Source organism: Candidatus Tisiphia endosymbiont of Hybos culiciformis (assembly GCF_964030975.1).
Classification (GTDB): domain Bacteria; phylum Pseudomonadota; class Alphaproteobacteria; order Rickettsiales; family Rickettsiaceae; genus Tisiphia.
In genome coordinates this window covers 810,277-827,768 of the sequence record NZ_CAXIQH010000001.1, presented here as the reverse complement: position 1 = coordinate 827,768, position 17,492 = coordinate 810,277, and the positions used below count along the sequence as shown (strand labels likewise).

Genomic DNA, 17,492 nt, shown 5'->3' with positions numbered 1-17,492 from the left:
ATAACAAAGTGTGGGCTTAACCTACCCAACCTCACTTTGTTATTTCTTAGACCCACATCTTCCATGCCTACCAGACATTTGAGTATACTGCTTTTTTCCTTGTCTCTAAATAAATGTAAAATTTGAGCGATGGTAATTATATAATAATTACTCCTAAAGTAATATTATTACTTTTTTTGTCAAAAAACTTTACATATCAAAATATTTTGATATTATATGAAGTGTATAATATCAAAAGTAAATGATTTTCTTATATAGGTTAACATATCAAAAACATTTAACCAAATAATTTAAGTAAATGTATAGCTATACAATTAAGTAACTATTAATAGTATAACTATAAGAACTATCAATTAATCTGAGGTATGAATATGAAGATTACTAATTTTACAACAGGCTTAATCCTTATAGTTACCGTATCTGCTCTAGTTCTTTTCATGGACATCAATAAAATGGGGAATGACATTACTTATCAACTATTAGTAATTATTTTAATCTTTATTGAAATGATGTTGATCATGATTTCTATCAGGTGGTTATATGGTATTAGGCAGACATGTAACAATCTCCAAAGCGTTAGTCAGGACTTCTCTAATATTTTCACTAAAAGTAAAGAAGAAACGATTTTGTTACATAAAGAATTAAGAGAGTTAAGTATCCTAACTAACAAGAAAGAACAGCAGATTTCGCACATGACCTTTCATGTAGATGAAATAGAAAAGTACGTAAAGACTTTACTTGATGAGATGAGAGTAAGTTTAGCAAAGAAAAAGGATTATTAACAAAATAACAACCTTAACTAATGTAGGTGCTAGACCTCTTCTACAATGAATAGTGAACACGTGGTGTAACCGCACGTGTTCATCACAATCTATGATATAGCAAGAACTATATTAAAAATCGTCAACACTTTTTGAAATGGTGCTGTATAAGCCATCTTCTCTTTTAATTATATCATACTCTCTTTGGGCTATTGAGTCGATGAAGTGAATATTACCTGATATACCAGCATATGAAGATGTACTATTCAACGTCGCTAAAAATCGCTCTTCCGTAAATTTAGTACCTATATATTTTGATGTTATCCTTCCTAAATCATAAGCCACAGCATGCATAAAAGATAAATGATTAATACCTATATTTTTAGCCTTTTCTATTATATTACTATTTACAATATTCAACGAACCAGTGAAGGCAATATCTATCGGTTCAGAATAATCGATATTTATTCTGTTATCACCTATTATAATTGCTTTTTTATCTAAATTATGCTTATGAATACTATCAAAAAGCAAATCTAAATTTTTACCATCATCCGACAGATAAATTACAGGTTTAGTTTCCGTATCCTCCATTTCATTTAAATTATCAACACTATTTGAGACAGTTAATACCGCTTTTTCTATTGACTCAGGTATATTAGCATAAAATTCACTCCGCACTAAGGTAGAATTTTTCTGAATTAATATATTTTGGATAAGTTGGTTGGTTGTTTGTGCATGACGACCTGAAGGTAGAAGTGCAATAAAATTTTTATAATCATTATCTGCAAAGTAATTAATTATTTTTGTCAGCTGCTTTGACGGAGCATGCCCAAAAACAAAAAGTTTCTTGTCTGCCAATACAGGATTATTAGACATGGTAATTATAAAAATATTATGTGTTTTAGCTTTATTAGCAATTAGAGAAGTAAGGTTTGAATATAATGGTCCTAGAATAATTTTCGTCTTACGGGCTAGTATTTTGTCCATCGCAGCAAGTACTTGCTTTTCATTAGAGCCATCATAAGAAGTGACATGGACATAAGTTTTTAAGCCATCCTCTAGCCCCATTTTAATTAATTGGTTATATTGCTTACCTAATGTAGAATTTTCTCCTGTTAGAGGCATTAAAATAGCAACCTCTAGGGTTTCTGGCACAACTTCTTTCGTTGTAGGAATAACAATAACTTCTTTCTTAGATTGGCAAGAAAATAAAGAAACAAAACATATAAATGATAAGATGACCTTTAAAAATTTTTGCTTTATACTATTCATAATACTTATCGGCAATTGGGATTAAATCATGATCTTTAAACCAGGACTATACATTGTCTCAACACCTATTGGTAATTTAGATGATATAACATTTCGAGCTTTAGAAACACTAAAAAACTCTACAGTAATACTGTGCGAGGATACCAGAATATCAAGAAAATTACTAGCAAAACATAATATAAAGACCAAGTTACAAGTATATAATGATCATAGTGATTATCAGTCAAGAGAAGTTATATGTACACTTATTGATAATGGAGCAATAGTCAGCCTAATATCTGATGCTGGAACACCATTAATATCTGATCCTGGCTATAAACTAGTCAGACAATTGAGAGAGCTTAATTATCACGTAGATGTTATACCAGGTGTTTCTGCACTAACCACAGCTATAACCATTTCTGGATTACCGTCAGATCGTTTTTTATTTGCTGGATTCTTACCAAAAACCATTGAAGGTAAAAAGAAGGTTTTTACAGAATTGGCTAACATAAAAGCAACTTTGATTTTTTTTGAAACTGCTAGCAGAATAGAGCAATCGTTACATACGGCTCTTGCTGTTCTTGGCAATAGAGAAGTATGTGTAGCACGTGAACTTACTAAATTGCACCAAGAAGTAAAGTCAGGGTTAATAGAAAACGTTATAAATTTCTATAAACAGAATATTATTAAGGGAGAGATAGTATTACTAATTTCCGGTACTTCTGAAGAGGTTAATGCAGCTACCCTAGCAGATGACTTAAAAAAATTTATACATTTGCATTTATCTAAGGGATGGAGTGCAAAAAGTGTTACAGATATGGCTAATGAAAATTTTGGAAGAAGCTATAGCAAGAAAGAAATATATACTGTAGTGAATAAAATCAAGAGTTCGAGTGATTAATTACAGCTAAATAGCTACCCTGGTAGCATTATGCTGTCTATTAGTGAGGAAGTAAGCTACCCGACTAAGTTCTTGATATAGTTATGCTCATAGGATTAGGTGATAAAGAACATAACGATTGTAAGTTGTCATTCCCGCGAAGGCGGGAATCTAGATACCTGCTTTCGCAGGTATGACACAAAGTTTGTATCACCTAATTCAATAGGTTTCACTATATTAAGTTGTCATTCTTAGCAACGACGGGAATCTAATACTACAGTCGTAGTTTACAAATAATATAAAATGTATTAGTATGTATGGTATAGTTGAAGGAGGAGATGACATAAGGAAGCATTCTTAAGGCTATCCTTATGGCGAAGACGACACCAAGCCAGAGCAAAAGATTGTCACTTTAAAGATAAAGAAAGAACCCGTACACTGTATGTGCAAAGTTTACGACTGTAGTACTAAGCTCCCTGCTTTCGCAGGGATGACACAAAAATGGATTGCTTCGTCGGCTCACGCCTCCTCGCAATGACGCCAGTTATTTTCCCGCAACTTTTAAACTGCCATGATGACCTCTAAACCCGCTCTACCTTCTAACTTTCGACAATTGTGATGACGAACGTTATCCGACTAAAACCTTCTCGGATTAACTACACGTCTGTGAATTGGGCGTAAAGTTAGCCCTGGTCAGCCATCTCAACTATTAACTACAACTAATTACCATGATCTAGACAAGCCTATCTTAGTTGCTCGTAAAATTATGTAGAATAAACAATAAATTATGGTATTTATTACAGTAATTATTGGTGTAATTGGTACGTCAAGATATAATGATGCCGTTAAACCAAGGAAATTTACAATCAAGGCTATGATAACTGAATTGATAATCATTTGAGCAGGATTACTAGAAATCATCCTAGCCGTCATGGCTGGAATCAGCAAAATACTAGTGACAAGCAGTGTTCCAACAATTTTAATAGTCGAGAATACTGATAAAGATAATAGTAACAAAAATGCCAATTCAATTGTTTTTACTTTTATTCCTTTAATTTGAGCAATATCTCTATTAATTACAATTAGAATAATTTGACGGTAGAAATAGCAAATGAAAAAAACAACCGACACAAATATGATTGATAAAATTAAGATATCATTTAAAGAGGTAGATAAAATATCACCAAATAATAGACTAGTAATCTTAATCTGTAGTGGGTACATATAACTTACTACCAAAGCCAAAGATAGCATAAAATTTGATACCAAGATTACCACACTACTGCTACCTGATCTATTTTTTAGGGTGAATACTAAGATAGCAAAAATAATGGCGACAACTAATCCCGAATAAACAACAGGCAAATGGATTAGTATACTAATACTTCCAGCAAGTAAACTTGCATGCGACAGACCATCACCAAAATAAATATATTTCTTCCATAAACTTAGACAACCAAGAGGAGCAAAAATTAAACTGACTAGAATTATAGTTAATATTATTAGAGTCATTTAATACGATTTTTAATAAATAAGTTGAGAATAGCACTTAGTGCTTAATTATTTTTGTGGTATATATTATTAGTAATTCACATTAATGGTATTTAAAAGTCATAGGGAAAACAACCGGGCGTCATTGCGAGGAGTGTGTAAGCACGACGAAGCAATTGTAAGATGTCATTCTTAGCAACGGCGGGAATCTATATCCCTGCTTTCGCAGGGATGACAAAAAAATTGCTTCGTCACCTAAAGTGGCTCCTCGCAATGACAGTTAGAGATCGTTTTTTTCCTTAAATTGGTACATTATGTCGAATTACACTTTCACTACAAAATAAAAAATGTAGGGTACTATGATTTTGTCTACTCTTGTTGCTTACTGCATAAAACCTACCAAACCAACTATATCCAAAATTGAGGTTTAAACAGGTTTTGGTATTTGTTGAAGTATAAAGTTTTTCACTTTCTCAAATGCGGTATTTTCAATCTGTCTAATTCTTTCCTTAGAAATTTTATATTCCATACTAAGAATATCCAAAGTTTTCGGAGAATCTGTTAATTTACGCTCAGTGAGAATATGTAATTCACGATCATTCAATATCTTCATCGCTTGAGTTAACAAATTATGTTTATTAGCAGAATCCTCTTGGCTAATTAATCTTAGTTCTTGACTTGGACGAGTTTCTGGTAAAAATTCAATTAATTCGCTACCGCCATTATCATCACTATTTACCAAATTGTTCAATGATAAGTCCGGACCAGATAATCTAGCATTCATTTCACTAACTTCATTGGTAGTCACTCCAAGCTCTTGAGCAATTTGAGCAAAATCTTGATCTGTAACAGTTCTTGAATATAAGTTAGCAATTTTATGCTTAATTTTACCAAGACTAAAGAATAACTTTTTTTGTGCTGCTGTAGTACCCATTTTAACCAAAGACCAAGATCTCAAGACATATTCATGGATTGAAGCTTTAACCCACCACAAAGCATAAGTAGACAAGCGAAAACCTAAATCAGGATTATATTTCTTTACTGCTTGCATCAGACCTAAATTTCCTTCTGATACAAGCTCATTTAGAGGTAGTCCATAATTTCTATATTTAATGGCAATTTTTGCTACTAATTTCAAGTGGCTAGTTACTAACTTATGAGCAGCTTCTAGATCATTTTGTTCAAGATAGGCTTTAGCAAGTAGAAATTCCTCTTCTTGTGAAAGTGATGGGATTTTATTAATTTTTTGCAAATATTGATAAAACCCTGATTCTGCAGAAATTACTGGCACACTAATTTTGTTAGTCATATAATACCTTTAAAATAGATCGCTAAGTAGATTGCTTTATTAAAATAGAACTCTTTACTTAAAAAGATTTAAAACGAGTATATAATATCATAAGTTTAAGATATTATAAATAGACTTTTCGTAAAAAGTTGGAATTTAATTTTTTATAGCTAACTCGATTAGCATTACTCTGTCATTGCGAGGAGCTACTTTAGTAGCAACGTGGCAATCTAAATAAATGTGGATTGCCACTACACTCACGTGGTCTCGCAATGACGGAGTAACGATAATCAGGTTAGCTATAAGAGAGCAAGATAGTGTTACATAAATCTAACAAAAGTTCCAATAGGAAGTTTGCTTTAGCCTTAGTTAGCTTAGCATTTAGTATGGTTTTTTTAAGCTTTGCATCGATACCAATTTACAATTTATTTTGTAAAGTCACTGGCTATGGCGGTACCACAGCAAGACAGGAGCTTAATATATATTCTCCTAAAAAGGGAACTAGAGTGATAACTATAGAATTTGATTCTAATGTTGATAGTAATTTACCTTGGCGATTTATTCCTAAACAAAGAAGGGCTACAGTTATCCCAGGACAAAATACACTAATTTTTTATGAGTCTGAAAATCTAAGTAATGATGATATAATAGGAACTTCTGTTTATAATGTTACACCTAATAAAGCCGGTAAGTATTTTGTTAAAGTACATTGTTTTTGTTTTGAAGAACAGCTGTTAAAAGCAAGAGAAAAAATGTTAATGCCCGTAACATTTTTTATAGATTCTGATTTTGAAGAAGATAAAGAAATGAATGATGTTGATACAATAACCCTATCTTATAGTTTTTACAAGGTAAGAGTTGTTGAAAAAGAACCAATGAAATTCAAATAATAATTTAAAAAATAGAAATTTAGTATATATTTCTATAGCTAACCTGATTAGTATTACTCGTCATTGAGAGGATCCGCTTTGGTTACAGCTATCGAAAGTTAGAAGAGGAAGCGGTTTTAGATAGTGTACTTTAAAAGTTGTATGTGGTCAACGTCATTGCGAGTCGCCACTAAAGTGGCGACGTGGCAATCCTTTTTGTGTCATCCCTGCGAAAGCAGGGATCTTAGATTCCCGCCTACGCGGGAATGACATGGAAGCCACGGGAATGACAACTTACAATTGCTTCGTCAGCTCATGCTTCCTCGCAATGACTTAGTAATACTAATCAGGTTAACTATACTTTCAATAGATAATTTTAATAAAAAAAGTTAATTATTTTATGACCATAACCATTCATACACCAGAAGACTTTAAGAAAATGCATATTGCAGGCAAACTTGCTGCAGAAACCTTAGATTTCATTACTAATTATGTAAAACCAGGAGTAAGTACCCTCTATTTAAATGATCTCTGCCATGACTTTATTGTATCCAATAATGCAATTCCTGCACCTTTAAACTATAATGGCTTCCCAAAATCAATTTGTACTTCTGTTAATCATGTAGTATGCCATGGTATTCCAAATGATAAACCCCTTAAGAATGGTGATATAATAAACATTGACGTTACCGTAATTGTCGACGGATGGCATGGTGATACTAGTCGAATGTATTACGTTGGCGATGTCGGAATTAAAGCAAAACGCTTAGTGCAAGTTACTTATGATGCTATGATGATAGGAATTGAATTAGTGAAACCAGGAGTACATTTAGGAACTATCGGAAATGCTATACAAACTTATGCTGAGAAGCATAATTATTCAGTTGTTAGAAATTATACTGGTCACGGGATAGGACGTATATTCCATACAGAGCCAACTATTCTACATTACGGTAAAGCTGATACTGGTTTGATATTGGAGGAAGGTATGTTTTTTACTATTGAACCAATGGTAAATACTGGACATCACTCCACCCATTTAAGTAAATTAGACGATTGGACAGTCACCACAAGTGATAAATCATTATCAGCACAATTTGAACATAGTTTAGGTGTGACTAAAGATGGTTTTGACATTTTTACTTTGTCACCAAAACATTTAACATATCCACCTTATAAAACAGATTTATGATAGAACAATATGAAAGATGATACTCCTCATTATATTGGACACAGACAACGTCTAAAGCAACGTATTATTGTTTCTGCAGAGAATCTTGCGGATTATGAATTGCTTGAAATGATATTATTTTCTGCAATACCTAGAAAAGATGTAAAACCATTAGCAAAGGAATTACTAACACGATTTGGTAGTCTCGCTGATTTAATAAATACAGATAAAGAAAAACTGCTTAATATTAAAGGAACTAATGATAATTTATATGTAAATTTTGTTATTATACGTGAACTAACTAATAGGATGCTAAAACAAAAAGTAATCAATCAAAATGTCATTAGCTCTTGGAGTATTCTAATAGACTATCTAAAAGCAACGATGGGTAATATGAAGACAGAACAGTTTCGTATCTTATTTCTAAATAAAAAGAATGTCCTGATTGCTGATGAAGTTTTAAGCCAAGGCACCATAGATCAGGCAACAATATATCCAAGAGAAATAATTAAAAGAGCTTTATTTAATGAAGCTGGGGCAATTATATTAGTACATAATCATCCAAGTGGTGTTAGTAAACCTTCAAATACTGACATTAAATTAACACACAAAATAGTAGAAACTTGTGCTAATGTGAATATATCTGTTCACGACCACGTAATTATTGCAGCCAATGAATATTTCAGTTTTAAATCTAATATGTTGTTATGAGTGATTTTATTAATTATAGTTTTTTATTTTTGTTATCTCTTATAGTAACAAGCTTTCTTACTTGGTTATTGATTTTCAATCTTCCATCTTTTGGAATGGTGGATATACCGGATCCACGTAGAGTACACAATAGAATTACACCAAGAGGAGGTGGGCTTGCTATAGTAATAGTGACAATAATTGGTCTTATCACCTATGAATATTTTGTAACAAAAACGCTGATAAACTCAATTAAGATTGTACCTTTATTGCTGATCATTTCTACAATTTCTTTTTTAGATGATCTTATCTCTATTCCTGTATTTATAAGACTAATTGTTCACATAATTTGTTCTACAATAAGCGTTGTATTATTTTTATCTCCAGCATTATTGTTTCATCACGAATTACCATTATATATTGATTTTGTGTTATCTATACTATACTTGGTTACCTTTTTAAATATTTATAATTTTCTTGATGGAATAGATGGTATTAGTGGTGCTGAATCTATTCATTTATCCATCACTATATTGATACTCTGTTATTTAAAATCTGATATAATAATAAATATAAATTTTATAATTATACTTAACGTCATTATATTGGGATGTTCTATAGGTTTTTTAATATTTAATTGGCATCCTGCTAAAATATTTATAGGAGACATAGGCAGTATAAGTTTAGGATTCTTACTAGGTTTATGTTTGCTACTTATTTCAGCTTCTAGTATTGATTTATTTATTGCTTCATCTATTGCTAGTTTATATTACATGACCGATGGAGGATTAACCATATTAATTAGGCTACTTAATAAGGAAAAGATTTGGCAACCTCACTTAAAGCATTTTTTTCAAAAAGCAGTTAGAAATGGTAAAACTCATAGGGAAGTAGTGTATAGAATTATAATATGCAATATATTACTGATGGTATTATCAATCTCTTCTCTGTATTTTCCTTTGGTATCAATTATTTTTGCTGTATTAGTAGTAATGGTTACAATCATTAATTTTGCACATGAAACCGCTCAGCCATGACATCAACATAATTATTAGACGAATCTTTGGCAAGCAGCACCCATTGCTTGCAGAAATTATGGTTAATTGGAGTAAGATTGTTGGATCAAAATTTAGTAGCAAAACTATTCCTCTAAAAATAGCTAAAGTTAAAGAGAAAGGACAGTTAATAAATATTTTACACGTACAAGCAGAAAATTCGAGTATTGCTTTAGAAATATCATACTTTCAACAAATAATCATTGAGCGTATTTCGGTTTATCTGGGTTTTAAGGCTATACATAGCATAAAAACTACAATCTATATACCGTAACGAAAAATTAATCATAATTTCTCCTGCAGGGAATTTTGTTCCAAACGACTCTTAAGCCCTGTGAAATCGACTATTTTTGCATCTTGCTCCTGGCAGGCACAAGTAAAAATATATCTATTTTCATCTGTAACTTTTTGAACACATTGCCCGCAAATACCTTTCATCATACATTGCATAGGAGAGTTAATGCTTACTATTAGTTGGGGTTTTTTACCAAAAAAATCATCTTTTATATCTCTTATAGCTTGCATCATTTCTGAAACACCGGCGGCTATTATCCGATCTATAGTCACATCTTTCCAAAGATAACAATACCCCATTATAGCATACAACAAATCACCCTTAACACTAATATCTTGCGATCGATTTTTTGATAAAATCCCCTCTTCACAACACCAAACTACTATATCAGCTGATTCTTCAATTTTTTCTTGATAAAATCTATCTTGTAAATTTTTATAACCGACAAAATATATAATTTTACAATTATTCTTTTTAAGAGCCTTAGCCATTGAGCATAAAACCGCATTTCCAACCCCTCCACCAACCAACACTATATTGCTATCCTTTAATATCTCAGTTGGCTTACCATTAGGTCCCATTAGTACTACCTGCTCATTTTTCGATAAATATCTACATAGTTTACTTGATTTACCATTTTGCCAAACTATCAAATGAATTAACCCCTTCTCTGAATCAACATAAGCCCCAGCAACAGCCAAAGGTTCAATAATTTTTGAAATATCACTAGAATAATTTTGCAAACGGAAAAATTGCCCTGGTTGAAAATTATGTGCAGCAAGAGGAGAATGTATTACAAGCTCTACTATCTTATCAGAGAGAATATTAACCTCTTCAATACGACTCATTAATAGATAATCTAGTTTAGCGAAGAAATCCACATAACTACCAGGAAAATTTGGGCTATTTTTGATAAGTTTTTTTCTGATATTTTTGTATCCCTCTTTACTACTTGCTATAGCTTTAACCACACTTCCAGAATATAAAGGATTACAATCACCAAAATAAGTGACATTGTCTTCTAAACAATTATTTACTCCCTCTTTATCGATACCTATTGCCATAAGTATAGTTCGTGCCTTAAAATTTTTCCTTACACCTAAATTATCAAATTCTATTGATTTAGCATAGTTGTACTGATCAATATCAATACCCAAAGCTATCATATTTTCAACAAATTTCACACCGGCACCCATAGCATACATCACTTCCTCAGGGTTTAACTTGTAGGCAGGAGAATCTTTTAATTTCCCCCTATAATAAATTGTTACTCCGCCTAATTCATCTAGGATTTGCTTGATAGCTTGTTTATTTTGTGCTTGCCTAAATAACTTTGCGTGCAAGATAAATTCTTCAGCTATTAATCTATCCTCATTTGTCCAATGTTGTTCTGTATGCTTTTTACCATTTTTCTCAACTGAGAACTGATACTTTTTTAGAAACTTTTCTACTTGTAACTTATAATAATTTAAGCTTTCAGTTGCTGCATCAATAGCGGTCAACCCACCACCAATAATAACAATAGGCATCCTGATAAGCAAATTAGTAGTAGATTGCTCTAAAAAAGCTCCTCCTGATTGTAAAGTCATTAGAAAGTCGGAAGCTGTTCTAACACCTTTTGCCAGAAAATTCCTCATTTCAACGATTTTAGGCTTACCAGCCCCAACACACCAAGCAACATGGTCAAATCCTAAATGAAACGCCTGCTCCATAGTTATATTACTACCTAAACTTACACCACCAAAAAGCTTAAACCGATCATTTCTTTGTAGTATCAGACGTAATATCGTTAAATTATTTTTATCCCATCTTGGAGTAATACCATATTCGACTACCCCGCCAAACCCTCCAGGTATTTTTTCTGATAAATTTTCTTTATAATCAGACCAATATTTAATAGGCTTGCTAATATCAAAAGGTAAAGGGGTAATTTTTAAACCATCTATGGCTACTACATCATGTCCGTCTCGTAATAAATAATGACTTAAGCTAAAGCCAGCTGGTCCTTGACCAACTACTAAAACCTTATAATTAGTTGGAGGATTTGGTAAAGGAGCAAAAATGTTAAGCGGATTCCAATTAGTAAGTAGTAAATATATTTCCACTCCATAAGGCAAAAGCAGAGTAGTTTCTAAGATATTGGACTCAACAAGAGGAATATCTACAGCTTCTTGTTTTTGATAAATGCAAGCATTGGAACAATCATTACAAATCCTATGACCAGTAGCCGCTACCATTGGATTATCAATGATAATAATAGCAAGGGCAGCTAGATTAAATCCCTTTGATTTTACATAATTCATCTCAGAAATTTTCTGTTTTAGCGGACATCCAGACTTTGATGACATAGCTGATAATAATCCTTTAGAGCATGAATCTTTTTCCTGCTTATGACAATAGATACAATAATGAGTATTATTTAAAACCGTATCTAGGTTAGATGTAGAATCTAAATAATCAAATCCTATTCTTGGATGATTTCTATATTTAGCTACCTTATCAGGATCTATTAGATTATCTTTATCTATTTTTTTTGGTAGAGAAAATAGTTGGCTTTCAATGTTATAGCTAACCCGACTAGCATTACGCCAAACGTCATTGCGAGGAGCTACTTTAGTAGCGACGAAGCAATCCACATAATCATCATTTTCCTGGATTGCTTCGTCGTGCTTACACACTCCTCGCAATGGCGGAGCAATGCTAATAGGGTTAGCTATATTATAAACCATAAAAGCCGCATATTGTGCAGCTATATCTAATTCAAAAGCATGTTTCTCAGCATCTAATTGCCATTCTATTACTTGACGAGCAAATTTATTTGTAAAATCATTTTCTGGATTCCTGCCTACGCAGGAATGACATCCTATTTTCGCAGAGAGATGACATCCTACTTCTAACGTTTCTTTGTCATTCCCGCGTAGGCGGGAATCTATATCCCTTCCTACACAGGAATGGCATCCTATTTTCGCAGAGGGATGATATCCTACTTCTAACGTTTCTTTGTCATTCCCGCGTAGGCGGGAATCTATATCCCTTCCTACACAGGAATGGCATCCTATTTTCGCAGAGGGATGATATCCTACTTCTAACGTTTCTTTGTCATTCCCGCGTAGGCGGGAATCTATATCCCTTCCTACACAGGAATGACATCCTATTTTCGCAGAGGGATGATATCCTACTCCCAAGAGTTTTTCTAGAGAATTTGCTACACTAGTAAAATCAATCTCTTGTAATTTCTCATGAGGATATTTTTTTACTGCAATACGCTGAACAAACTTTCTCTTACATTCATAAATTATATCAAACTCCTTATGACTGAATCTTATATTTGCTATTTCTTGCTCGATACCAAATAATTCAGCTAAAAAATCATCGAAAATAGGTGAAATTTCTAATAAAAACTCTGAGTAATATTTCTGATCGACTTGATCGGGATTAGCCCTTAATGATAAAATAGTTTGATAGAGAGAATAACTATGACTACTCAGGAAATTTAAAAAAATTTCATCTAATTTCCTTAGACCTTGTAGATTGTTTAAATCAACAAAATTTAAACCAAAGGCAAGTGTCATACTGTAATTCTAATTATGGTTTTGCAGGTTTGCACAGGCGTATATTATAGCTAAACATTATGCCAAATTCACATACGTCATTGCGAGGAGCTACTTTAGTAGCGACAAAGCAATCCAAGAAATTGATTAAAAATGGATTGCTTCGTCTGCTTACGCCTCCTCGCAATGACGTTTAAGTTAGGAGTATACTTAGCCCAGCAATGACGGTTGAAGTATTATATATAATATATGACATTTTTAGAAAATAACCTATAACCAAGATAACTGAAAAAGGTGACAATAACAGCTACAATAACGGACTTGATAATCATAAAAGCATCTGGCAGCACTCCTTCTGTTACTAAAAATTGAACTGGTCTTATAACAAGAAAAACAGGGTTAATCTCAAAGAGTATTCTTTTTGATTCTGGTACCATAGAATATGGGTACACTATTGGTATACTCCAATATATAACACTCAGAATTAAATTTAACATTTGAGGAACATCACGTATATAAGGGGTTAAAAATGCAAAAGCAATAGAACTACTGCACACGGAAACAACCAACGGCAAAACAAAGACTGGTACAAATAATATATTTATGCTAAATCTTTCAGGATATAAGATGATAAAAGCTATATACATAGCTACAAACGAATAGATTAGGTTATAAACTTGTGCTAAACTATCTGATATAGGAAAGATAGTTCTAGAAATTATGATCTTTTTTATAATCCCACTACGACTAGTTAATGAATTTGATGATACATTTAAACTAGTAGTAATAAATGTCCATAACGGTATAGCTCCAACTAAATTAATAATCATTGTTTCTCTTGGTTGTTTAAGTAAAAATCCAACAAAAAATGAAATAGTTATTATATGAACAAAAGGCTGAACTAGACCCCATAATGAACCTAAAAAAGAATCTTTATTTTGACGAGATATAGAAGCTTGGGTTAATAGCATTACTGACAACCAGTATTTTTTGGAAAAAAAATACTTTAACATTAGTAATTCCCACTATTATAAATTTTTAGTATTTCACTTGGATAACCATCCGCGATAATGCTACCTTCTTTCAATAATACACATCTATTACAATTCTCCCTAATAATATTTTCTTGATGACTTACTAATATTAAAATTGGTATATTTTGTAACTTATTTTTCATAAAATTAGTAGACTTCTCAACAAAATAACTATCACCTGTAGCAAAAATTTCATCTAGCAGAAGAATATCCGAATCTTGAAAAACTGATACAGAAAAAGCCAATCTTGATAACATACCAGAACTGTAATTTTTTACCGGTAAATCTATTTTACTCCCTAGCTCAGAAAAAATTATAATTTCTTGTTCTAATTCTTTGCTGTACCTACTTAACATATTATTATAAAGCATAAGCATTTTAATGTTCTCTCTGCCAGTTTGCTCTAACTCAAGTCCTATTCCAGTTTCAATGATAGCAGCAAAATCACCATGGACTGTAACTGTTCCAAACTTTAATGGATATATTCCAGCAATTACCTTAAGCAAAGAACTTTTACCTGAACCATTATTACCAACAAAGGCAATTCTTTCACCTGTTTGACAAGAAAAATTTATATTATTTAAGATAGAAATTGACGAAGGAAAAATATTACCCCCTTTAATAAAAAAACGCCTTAAGCTTTCTACTCTTTGTTGATTATTAATTCCTTCAACAAAACCATCCACTATTTCTATAGATACTAGTTTAGAAGCCATATGCTAAAAATATTTTTACATTTTTATTGAAGAATTAATCCATTCTTCAATAGAATTTTTAGGAAATAATCCAGTCTTAGTAGCCAATTGTTTACCATCTTTAAATAAGATCATCGTAGGTATAGCACGAATACCTAAACTTGAAGGTATATTAGGATTTTGCTCTATGTCCATTTTAACAATTTTCACTTTGCCTACCAATGTCTTGCTTAATTCTTCAAGAATAGGTGTTAACATTTTACATGGTCCACACCATTCAGCCCAAAAATCAACTAATACAACTGTAGTAGACTGTAAAACTTCTTGGTTAAAATTATCATCTGTTATATTACTTGCCATAATCCCTTAATTTTCAGTTATTAAACACACTATATATCATAAATTCAAGATACAATAGTTCCTATATATTAGCAATAACTTGTTGCACAAGCAAAAATTATACTTATAATTTTTTATTAAGTATGTACATACTTAATACTTTACAAGCAAATTAAAATTATCATGAGGAGAACTAAATGAGTAAGCAAAATAATGGTATTAGCTATACTAATTATAGTAAATTTTCTGCACCTAGAGAAGAAGGAGTAAAACCAAGTTGTGTTGTGCTAACCTATTCCGTTAGTCAAACATTAAACCAAGCACTAATTGCTTTGCAAGAAAGAGGAACAAGTGTACATTACATAATAGATAAAGACGGTCAACAATATCAATATCATAATGACTTAGAGTCAAAAACCTTTTTTGCCGGCGATAGTAGTTGGAAAGGACAAAAAAAAGTTAATGACTTTGGCATATCAATTATGCTTATCAATGATTCAAAAACTAATTTTACACCTTCTCAAATAGATAAAGTAAAAAAATGTCTTACAGATATCAAAGAAAGATATCCAGATTTAAATATTAAGGATGATCTTGTAGGTCTTGGTGAAGTATCTAAAATACATGTAGCACCTGGAAAATTCTTTCCTTGGAAAGATCTTGCAGAAGCTGGTTTTGGTAATTTTATAGAAACTACGAAAGACCAACAAGAAAACATACTAATACGTAAAAATGATCAAGGTGATATAGTCTCCAATGTTCAATCGCAGTTAAAAGATCATGGTTATAATATTTCAGTTGATGGAAAATGTGGTGACAAAACTACAAACTGGTTTGAGAAATTTAATGCCCGTTATGTTCCAGAACAGGAATCATCAAATAGTTGGTCTGAAGCAGATCAATATGTTTTAGACAATCTTCATCCTGCTGTTAATTTAGTAGGTGATTCTGCAAGTATATAACAAATAAGTAACTTACTATTACCCACAAATCTTTTATTAATACAAGGGTACCTAACCACGGTACCCTACACTATTTAGTATAACTTGTTAAAACAGACTTATTACGGTCATAATAAAGCTTCATAATCACAGAAGCAGTTTCTTCTATAGATCGTCTTGAAACATCAATTATTGACCATCCTTGTTGTTGACAAATTTGTTTTACTTGCATACATTCTTCCTGAACTACTTTAAAATTAGTATAACTGGTATTATCGCTTATCTGCAAAGAATGCATTCTAGTTTCTCTTATTTCAATCAGTCTAGTTGGATCAATAACTAAACCAATTATAAGTTGTTTTGTTACATTACCTAAAAGGTCTAAAAATGGATAACCATGTATATAAGGTATATTTGCCGTCTTAAATCCATTATATGCTAAATATACAGAGGTTGGAGTTTTTGATGTTCTAGAAGGACCAATCAGAATAATATCAGCTTCATCTAATTCACTAGTCATCTGACCATCATCATGTCTGAATGTATAATCAATAGCATGAATCTTATCAAAATAACTTTCATCAAATTTATAATCATAAACTAAACTTCCTTCTGTTTCTACACCCAAAAAAGCTGAAATTTCTTTTACAATTCTACCTACGACAGAAATACAAGGAATTTTCAAGTCATAACAAAATTTAGTTAAATTTCTTCTTAACTCATAATCTAAAATAGTGTATAATACCAAGCCTGGCTTCATCTTAATTTTTTTCAAAACCTCACTTAATAATTCTGCATTTCTTAACATCGGCCAATGATACAATTTCGATTCAATTTTGCTAAATTGTGACAAAGCAGTATGAGCTGCATGCTTAACTGTTTGAACTGAAGAGTCTGAAACTAAGTGAATAACTAGCTTATTCATAGTTTATTAGTCTTTGTGGATAATTTTTTATTCATACTTCAATATCTATATTAATATTAACTAATAATTAGGCATATGTATCACGTATTAAAAGGTTAATAACCTATAAAATACAAAGAATAATTTTGTGGATAATTTTGTGTGTAAAATGCTAGATATCCAATATCCATCACGTTCCCTCACTTTAAACACATAAGTTACTATAATTATCCACTAAAAAAATAATTATATAAATAATGTGAGTAATAAT

17 protein-coding genes are annotated in these 17,492 nt (G+C 31.8%); 9 read left to right on the top strand and 8 right to left on the bottom strand.

Annotated elements, in window-relative coordinates; all coding sequences use genetic code 11:
- The first annotated feature begins 518 nt into the window (after positions 1 to 518).
- Complete coding sequence (locus ACQH2P_RS04505) at positions 519 to 782, top strand: hypothetical protein (protein WP_425363182.1); 264 nt, start codon at positions 519 to 521, stop codon at positions 780 to 782.
- A gap of 111 nt (positions 783 to 893) precedes the next feature.
- Here ACQH2P_RS04505 and ACQH2P_RS04500 read toward each other — a convergent pair whose 3' ends face one another.
- The gene (locus ACQH2P_RS04500) at positions 894 to 2,036 is read right to left on the bottom strand and encodes a penicillin-binding protein activator (protein WP_425363181.1); all 1,143 of its coding nucleotides are present in this window, start codon (positions 2,034 to 2,036) and stop codon (positions 894 to 896) included.
- Positions 2,037 to 2,064: 28 nt separating this feature from the next.
- On the opposite strand from ACQH2P_RS04500, the gene rsmI reads away from it, so the two are divergent.
- Together rsmI and ACQH2P_RS04490 are read left to right on the top strand one after the other, a co-directional pair.
- Positions 2,065 to 2,919: a 16S rRNA (cytidine(1402)-2'-O)-methyltransferase gene (rsmI, locus tag ACQH2P_RS04495; protein WP_425363180.1), complete on the top strand. Its 855-nt coding sequence runs from the start codon at positions 2,065 to 2,067 to the stop codon at positions 2,917 to 2,919.
- Positions 2,920 to 3,018: 99 nt separating this feature from the next.
- Positions 3,019 to 3,153 carry a hypothetical protein gene (locus ACQH2P_RS04490; RefSeq protein ID WP_425363179.1) on the top strand — a complete coding sequence of 45 codons (135 nt, stop codon included), beginning with the start codon at positions 3,019 to 3,021 and terminating at the stop codon, positions 3,151 to 3,153.
- 468 nt (positions 3,154 to 3,621) lie between these two features.
- Here the strand turns inward: ACQH2P_RS04490 and ACQH2P_RS04485 are convergent, their stop codons facing one another.
- Positions 3,622 to 4,410, bottom strand: a complete 789-nt coding sequence (locus tag ACQH2P_RS04485) for a metal ABC transporter permease (protein ID WP_425363178.1) — start codon at positions 4,408 to 4,410, stop codon at positions 3,622 to 3,624.
- Between the two features lie 406 nt (positions 4,411 to 4,816).
- On the bottom strand, positions 4,817 to 5,698 hold the full coding sequence (gene rpoH, locus ACQH2P_RS04480; RefSeq protein WP_425363177.1) for an RNA polymerase sigma factor RpoH: 882 nt from the start codon (positions 5,696 to 5,698) through the stop codon (positions 4,817 to 4,819).
- Positions 5,699 to 5,994: 296 nt separating this feature from the next.
- On the opposite strand from rpoH, the gene ACQH2P_RS04475 reads away from it, so the two are divergent.
- The 5 genes from ACQH2P_RS04475 to ACQH2P_RS04455 all read left to right on the top strand — a co-directional run bounded on the left by ACQH2P_RS04475 (position 5,995) and on the right by ACQH2P_RS04455 (position 9,736).
- A complete protein-coding gene (locus ACQH2P_RS04475) occupies positions 5,995 to 6,567 on the top strand; it encodes a cytochrome c oxidase assembly protein (RefSeq protein ID WP_425363176.1) in 573 nt (190 codons plus the stop codon).
- Positions 6,568 to 6,946: 379 nt separating this feature from the next.
- Positions 6,947 to 7,738 (top strand): type I methionyl aminopeptidase, encoded by a 792-nt coding sequence (gene map, locus ACQH2P_RS04470; protein ID WP_425363175.1) that lies wholly within the window; start codon positions 6,947 to 6,949, stop codon positions 7,736 to 7,738.
- 9 nt (positions 7,739 to 7,747) lie between these two features.
- Positions 7,748 to 8,428, top strand: coding sequence for a RadC family protein (gene radC, locus ACQH2P_RS04465; RefSeq protein WP_425363174.1), 681 nt, complete (start codon positions 7,748 to 7,750; stop codon positions 8,426 to 8,428).
- Positions 8,425 to 9,444, top strand: a complete 1,020-nt coding sequence (locus ACQH2P_RS04460) for an MraY family glycosyltransferase (RefSeq protein ID WP_425363173.1) — start codon at positions 8,425 to 8,427, stop codon at positions 9,442 to 9,444. Before radC ends, ACQH2P_RS04460 begins: the two co-directional genes overlap by 4 nt.
- Positions 9,425 to 9,736 carry a DciA family protein gene (locus tag ACQH2P_RS04455; RefSeq protein ID WP_425364103.1) on the top strand — a complete coding sequence of 104 codons (312 nt, stop codon included), beginning with the start codon at positions 9,425 to 9,427 and terminating at the stop codon, positions 9,734 to 9,736. The genes ACQH2P_RS04460 and ACQH2P_RS04455 overlap by 20 nt, the downstream gene beginning before the upstream one ends.
- Before the next feature lie 11 nt (positions 9,737 to 9,747).
- Here the strand turns inward: ACQH2P_RS04455 and ACQH2P_RS04450 are convergent, their stop codons facing one another.
- The 4 genes from ACQH2P_RS04450 to trxA all read right to left on the bottom strand — a co-directional run bounded on the left by ACQH2P_RS04450 (position 9,748) and on the right by trxA (position 15,397).
- Positions 9,748 to 13,329, bottom strand: a complete 3,582-nt coding sequence (locus ACQH2P_RS04450) for an FAD-dependent oxidoreductase (protein WP_425363172.1) — start codon at positions 13,327 to 13,329, stop codon at positions 9,748 to 9,750.
- A 215-nt stretch (positions 13,330 to 13,544) separates the two neighbouring features.
- Positions 13,545 to 14,321: an ABC transporter permease gene (locus ACQH2P_RS04445; RefSeq protein ID WP_425363171.1), complete on the bottom strand. Its 777-nt coding sequence runs from the start codon at positions 14,319 to 14,321 to the stop codon at positions 13,545 to 13,547.
- The gene (locus ACQH2P_RS04440; protein ID WP_425363170.1) at positions 14,321 to 15,058 is read right to left on the bottom strand and encodes an ABC transporter ATP-binding protein; all 738 of its coding nucleotides are present in this window, start codon (positions 15,056 to 15,058) and stop codon (positions 14,321 to 14,323) included. The genes ACQH2P_RS04445 and ACQH2P_RS04440 overlap by 1 nt, the downstream gene beginning before the upstream one ends.
- 15 nt (positions 15,059 to 15,073) lie before the next feature.
- Positions 15,074 to 15,397, bottom strand: coding sequence for a thioredoxin (gene trxA, locus ACQH2P_RS04435; RefSeq protein WP_425363169.1), 324 nt, complete (start codon positions 15,395 to 15,397; stop codon positions 15,074 to 15,076).
- A gap of 176 nt (positions 15,398 to 15,573) precedes the next feature.
- On the opposite strand from trxA, the gene ACQH2P_RS04430 reads away from it, so the two are divergent.
- Positions 15,574 to 16,338: an N-acetylmuramoyl-L-alanine amidase gene (locus ACQH2P_RS04430; RefSeq protein ID WP_425363168.1), complete on the top strand. Its 765-nt coding sequence runs from the start codon at positions 15,574 to 15,576 to the stop codon at positions 16,336 to 16,338.
- Between the two features lie 70 nt (positions 16,339 to 16,408).
- On the opposite strand, the gene ACQH2P_RS04425 is transcribed toward ACQH2P_RS04430, so the two are convergent.
- On the bottom strand, positions 16,409 to 17,242 hold the full coding sequence (locus tag ACQH2P_RS04425; RefSeq protein WP_425363167.1) for a pyruvate, water dikinase regulatory protein: 834 nt from the start codon (positions 17,240 to 17,242) through the stop codon (positions 16,409 to 16,411).
- Positions 17,243 to 17,492 lie beyond the last annotated feature (250 nt).